Here is a 2,443-nt window from a genome sequence, read left to right on the forward strand (position 1 = left end):
AAACGCTTTTATACGTCCGTCACCTTCTGCAGGTACACTGGGAGGAGTGCATAAAAAGTCTAGAGAGACCATGCTGCTATGTGAGGCTGCTGGATATGACGTCATATTAGTAGAAACAGTAGGAGTCGGTCAAAGTGAGACTATCGTTAGGGGAATGGTAGACTTTTTCTTACTTCTTGCCTTGACGGGTGCTGGTGATGAATTACAAGGCATGAAAAAAGGAATTATGGAGCTAGCCGATGCAATCGTCGTCAACAAGGCAGATGGCGCTAATGAAGCCTTAGCCAAAAAAACGGTAGCTGAATATAAACAAATATTACATTTTCTGGCTCCCTCTGCTCCCAATTGGACAACCCCAGCGCTTGCGGTATCCTCCTTACATGACCGAGGTCTAGATAAGGTGTGGGAGACAATTAAGAGCTTCGAAGAAAAAATGAATTACCAGCATTTTTGGCAAAAGAGAAGAAAAGAACAAACGATTGATTGGTTTAAATCAATGATTGTAGATCGATTGTATGATGACTTTTTTGCCTCAATTGAAAGAAAGCAGACGATGAAACAGTTAGAACAACAAGTAAGAGAAGAAAAAATCACTGTTTCTGATGCTATTCAGGAGTTATTTTCCTCGAATTCATATAAATAATCTGATAAACTTAGTTTGAATTGAAAAAGGAGAGCTGTCAAATGAATATGGATTTTAACTTATTAATGAACGATATGATTATACAAGCGCGTAGTGAAATGGAAAACAGTGGCTATGAACAATTAACTACTCCGGAAGAAGTAGAAGCTGCTTTCGCTAGAAAAGGTACAACTCTAGTAATGATCAACTCTGTTTGTGGATGTGCTGGCGGCATCGCTCGTCCTGCAGCTGCAAATGCTGTGCATTATGACAAACGTCCTGATCATTTAGTCACTGTATTTGCTGGTCAAGACAAATTAGCTACACAACAAGCCCGTAATATGTTCGGAGATGATCATTTGCCTTCATCCCCATCATTTGTAATGTTAAAAGATGGACAAGTAGTAGCAGAAATAGGTCGTCATGAAATTGAAGGGCATGCCCCAACCTCAGTCATTACACATCTTCAAGGTTTATTCGAAGAGTATTGCGAGGAAGTATAGTCTACAAAAAAACAGCGGAAGCATAAATTGCTACCCGCTGTTTTTACATTCATTTATTTCCTATAATACGAAGCTTAGACCGAACAATAATGTGGACATTACCATGACAAATATCATGAGATATACAATAATCTTACGAAATGTTTGATTGCGCATTAAATTCTCTCCTTTTGCTTGTACTCCTATTTTATCAAAATTGAAAAAATGCACAAGAGGTAGAGATTTTTTTTTGTAATATATGTACAATAGTATAGTGAATAGTCAAACAATAGAGGATGTGCAAACAATGGAAAAGGTAGACCATATCGGAATTGCTGTAAAAAGCTTAGAAAACTCTTTACCATACTATACTGAAATTTTAGGCTTGAAACTTATACATATTGAGGAAGTAGAATCCGAAAAAGTAAGAGTAGCTTTTATCGACAGCGGAAATGTCAAACTAGAGTTACTGGAACCAATTGATGAGACTAGTACCATTCACGCCTTCATCGAAAAAAAGGGTGAAGGAATTCATCATGTCGCCTTCGGAGTGAAAAATATTCAGGAGCGACTAGATGAGTTAAAGGAAAAGGGAGTTCGTTTAATACAAGAGACTCCTAAAATTGGGGCAGGAGGAGCTGAGGTTGCTTTCATTCACCCTAAATCTTTTGGTGGAGTTTTATATGAACTATGCGATAAATCAAGGGGAGCGAAATAACTAATGGATATCTACGAAAAAATTAATGATCTATATGACCGTAAACGTAAAGTGGAATTAGGTGGAGGAGACGAAAGAATAGAAAAACAGCATGAAAAAGGGAAGCTAACTGCTAGAGAAAGAATTGAACTGCTAGTAGATGAAGGTTCTTTTGTTGAGTTGAACCCATTTATAAAACATCGTACGGTTGACTTCGGCATGGACAAGCAAGAGGGGCCAGGAGATGGCGTTGTTACAGGATATGGAAAAGTAAATGGTCGAGCTATATACCTATTTTCACAAGACTTTACTGTTTTCGGCGGGGCACTAGGAGAGATGCACGCACTTAAAATTTCTAACGTGATGGACTTGGCTGCTAAAAACGGTGCTCCGTTTATAGGTTTAAATGATTCAGGCGGTGCACGTATTCAAGAAGGCGTTGTTTCTTTAGATGGATATGGACAAATTTTCTACCGTAATGCTATCTACTCCGGTGTTATTCCACAAATATCTGTTATTCTCGGACCTTGTGCAGGTGGAGCGGTTTACTCCCCAGCTATTACAGACTTTGTGTTTATGACAGATGAAACAAGCCAAATGTTTATTACAGGACCTAAGGTAATTGAAACAGTTACAGGAGAG

The 2,443-nt window shown here is 38.6% G+C and carries 5 protein-coding genes; 4 read left to right on the forward strand and 1 reads right to left on the reverse strand.

The window, feature by feature from the left end; translation table 11 throughout:
• Positions 1-643, forward strand: a 643-nt coding sequence (locus tag AC06OU_RS17715; RefSeq protein ID WP_475857538.1) for a P-loop NTPase family protein, incomplete at its 5' end; no start/stop codon positions are given.
• A 41-nt stretch (positions 644-684) separates the two neighbouring features.
• The gene (locus AC06OU_RS17720) at positions 685-1,125 is read left to right on the forward strand and encodes a BrxA/BrxB family bacilliredoxin (RefSeq protein ID WP_169358196.1); all 441 of its coding nucleotides are present in this window, start codon (positions 685-687) and stop codon (positions 1,123-1,125) included.
• A 60-nt stretch (positions 1,126-1,185) separates the two neighbouring features.
• Here the strand turns inward: AC06OU_RS17720 and prli42 are convergent, their stop codons facing one another.
• Positions 1,186-1,281, reverse strand: coding sequence for a stressosome-associated protein Prli42 (prli42, locus tag AC06OU_RS17725; RefSeq protein ID WP_151109618.1), 96 nt, complete (start codon positions 1,279-1,281; stop codon positions 1,186-1,188).
• A gap of 130 nt (positions 1,282-1,411) precedes the next feature.
• Between prli42 and mce the strand changes: the two genes are divergently transcribed.
• Both mce and AC06OU_RS17735 read left to right on the forward strand, forming a co-directional pair.
• Positions 1,412-1,822: a methylmalonyl-CoA epimerase gene (mce, locus tag AC06OU_RS17730; RefSeq protein WP_475857541.1), complete on the forward strand. Its 411-nt coding sequence runs from the start codon at positions 1,412-1,414 to the stop codon at positions 1,820-1,822.
• A gap of 3 nt (positions 1,823-1,825) precedes the next feature.
• Positions 1,826-2,443, forward strand: a 618-nt coding sequence (locus tag AC06OU_RS17735; RefSeq protein WP_475857542.1) for a carboxyl transferase domain-containing protein, incomplete at its 3' end; no start/stop codon positions are given.

This window comes from Psychrobacillus sp., assembly GCF_056205495.1.